1 pseudogene is annotated in these 209 nt (G+C 53.6%); it reads right to left on the minus strand.

Going from position 1 to position 209, the window contains the following annotated elements:
• Nucleotides 1–209, minus strand: a pseudogene (locus KB213_RS12700) (phosphoglucosamine mutase); the annotation flags it as partial.

Raw genomic sequence — 209 nt, forward strand, 5'->3', positions numbered from 1 at the left:
CTCAGTCCCACTGGCACGCAACACCAAACGACCACGCCACGCCAAACGTTCATCCGCTTGGGCACGAATGCCCACAACCTCTGGGCGAGTCAACGGATTCGTCCCCGTATAACGCAAATTCTCTAAACGATGCGGATACGGCGTAAACACACGACATACATCACTGGCACTCTTCTTCTTCTCAACACACACCGCTAAAACTTGCAGCG

The organism is Neokomagataea anthophila, from assembly GCF_018122595.1.
Lineage (GTDB): Bacteria > Pseudomonadota > Alphaproteobacteria > Acetobacterales > Acetobacteraceae > Gluconobacter > Gluconobacter anthophilus.